Here is a 1,916-nt window from a genome sequence, read left to right on the forward strand (position 1 = left end):
CTGGCCGAGCGCCGCGTCCCGCGCCGAGGCGGCGCCGCGCAGCTCCTCGGTCAGCCGCGCCACCTGGCCGCGCAGCTCGGCGCCCTGGCCGCGCTCCAGCGACAGCAGCTCGGCGAGTTCGGCCACCTGCCGGTTCAGCCGGTCGAGCGCCTGGTCGCGCGAGGACAGGGCGACCGACAAAAATCCCTGCGCCAGCGCGAAGACCAGCAGCACGAAGATGATGACCATCAGCAGGGTGGAAAGCGCGTCCACATAGCCGGGCCAGGCATCCATGCCCTCCCGGTTGCGGCGGCGGCCGAGGGCCATGGCTCAGCGATCCCCGGGGGCGCGCGGCGCGCTCACCGCGGGCCGTCCTCGGCCAGGGCGGCGATGGTGCGGGCCAGGATCTTGATCTCGCCGCGGATCTCGGCGGTGGACTGGGCGCGGCCCTGGGCCAGGTCCTCGCTCATCCGCGCCAGGTAGATCTCGATGTTGCGGAGGTGGCCGCGCGACGCCTCCTCGGCCGGGTTGTGCGCCTGCGCCTCGGCCAGCTTGGCCAGCGTCGGCGCCAGGCCGGACTGCGCCTCGGCCATGCGCTGCATCAGCACCTGGTTGGCGCGCATCTGGTCGGCCATGATCGACAGCCGCTCGGTGAGCGTGTGCAGCGCCTGGGAGGAGGCGGCGCGGCTTTCCTCGCCGCGCGCCATGATGCGCTGCAGGTTTTCCAAATTCTCGGCGGTCTGCTCCAGCAGCGCCTGGACATAGGCCGGCACCGAGCCGCCCATCTCCCCATCGCCGCCCAGCACGCCGGAGGAGAGGCGGGTGACGCCGGCCAGCCATTCCTCCAGCTCGGAATAGAAGCGGCTCTGCGCCTGCCCGGCGGTGAGGTCGAGGAAGCCCAGCACCAGCGCGCCGGCCAGGCCCAGCATGGAGGAGGAGAAGGCGATGCCCATGCCGGAGAGCGGCTGCGCCAGCCCGGATTTCAGCTGGTTGAACAGCTGGTTCAGGTCGCCGGAGCCGACCGACATGGAGTTGATGACCTCGGCCACCGCGCCGATGGTCAGGATCAGCCCCCAGAAGGTGCCGAGCAGGCCGAGGAAGATCGACAGCCCGGTCATGTAGCGCGACAGCTCGCGGCTCTCGTCGAGGCGGGAGGCGATGCCGTCCAGCACGCCGCGCATCGCCGAGGTGGAGAGCGAGAGGCGGTCGCCGCGCTTGGCCGCGAACATCGAGGCCATCGGCGCCAGCAGGCGCGGCGCCGGGCGGGCGGCGCCGCCGGCGCTGCCGGGCTTCGGCGCGCGGAAGCCCTCCAGCCACTCCACCTCCGGCTTCAGCCCCAGCACCTGGCGGATGTTCCAGGCGATGCCCAGCACCAGCACCGCCAGGATGACGCTGTTCAGCAGCGGGTTGGCGGCGAAGGCGTGCAGCAGCTCGGCGGAGAGCAGCACGGCCAGCACCGCGACCGCGGCCAGGAAGGCCAGCATCCGCAGCAGGTAATGGGTGGGGCGGGTCATGGGCGGCTCGGGCTCTGGCTCTGGGCCGGGCCTGGGGCCTGGCTGGGCATCTGGTGTTGCTTCTGGCGGGCGGCGGGGGGCAGCAGCTCGATGGCGTCGCGCGCCTCGGCGGTGCGGCCGAGGGCGCGGATGTCGATGCGGGTGCCGTCCAGCCCGGCCTGCTCCAGCAGGCGGCGCAGCGCGCGGCCATGGTCCAGCGCGGCGCGGTGGGCGGCGGAGACGTCCTCCGCCGGCCCGGAGACCTGGGCGATGATGGTGACGCGGCCCTCGGTCTGCGCCAGCCAGCGGCCGATGCCGGACAGCGCGTTCTGCGCCACGGCATCGGCGCGGCCCTCGGCCAGGGCGCCGGTCAGCCGCCAGCCGCCGGTCGGCAGCGCCTCGATGCCGCGCGCCAGCGGCAGGCCGGGTTGCGGCAGCGGCTCG

General features: G+C 73.8%; 2 protein-coding genes and 1 pseudogene. All 3 read right to left on the minus strand.

All coding sequences use genetic code 11. The features are described from left to right. Nucleotides 1-306 (minus strand): annotated as a pseudogene (locus tag HMPREF0731_RS21190) (peptidoglycan -binding protein); the annotation flags it as partial. Nucleotides 307-338: 32 nt separating this feature from the next. Then, on the minus strand, nucleotides 339-1,493 hold the full coding sequence (locus tag HMPREF0731_RS21195) for a coiled-coil domain-containing protein (protein WP_007006292.1): 1,155 nt from the start codon (nucleotides 1,491-1,493) through the stop codon (nucleotides 339-341). Then, on the minus strand, nucleotides 1,490-1,916 hold a 427-nt coding region (locus HMPREF0731_RS21200; protein WP_007006293.1), incomplete at its 5' end, for a hypothetical protein. The genes HMPREF0731_RS21200 and HMPREF0731_RS21195, both read right to left, overlap by 4 nt.

It is taken from the genome of Pseudoroseomonas cervicalis ATCC 49957, assembly GCF_000164635.1.
Lineage (GTDB): Bacteria > Pseudomonadota > Alphaproteobacteria > Acetobacterales > Acetobacteraceae > Pseudoroseomonas > Pseudoroseomonas cervicalis.

Excerpts from the sequence above, each read along its gene's own strand:
- HMPREF0731_RS21195 (WP_007006292.1), bottom strand. The coding sequence starts at position 1,493 with ATGACCCGCCCCACCCATTACCTGCTGCGGATGCTGGCCTTCCTGGCC.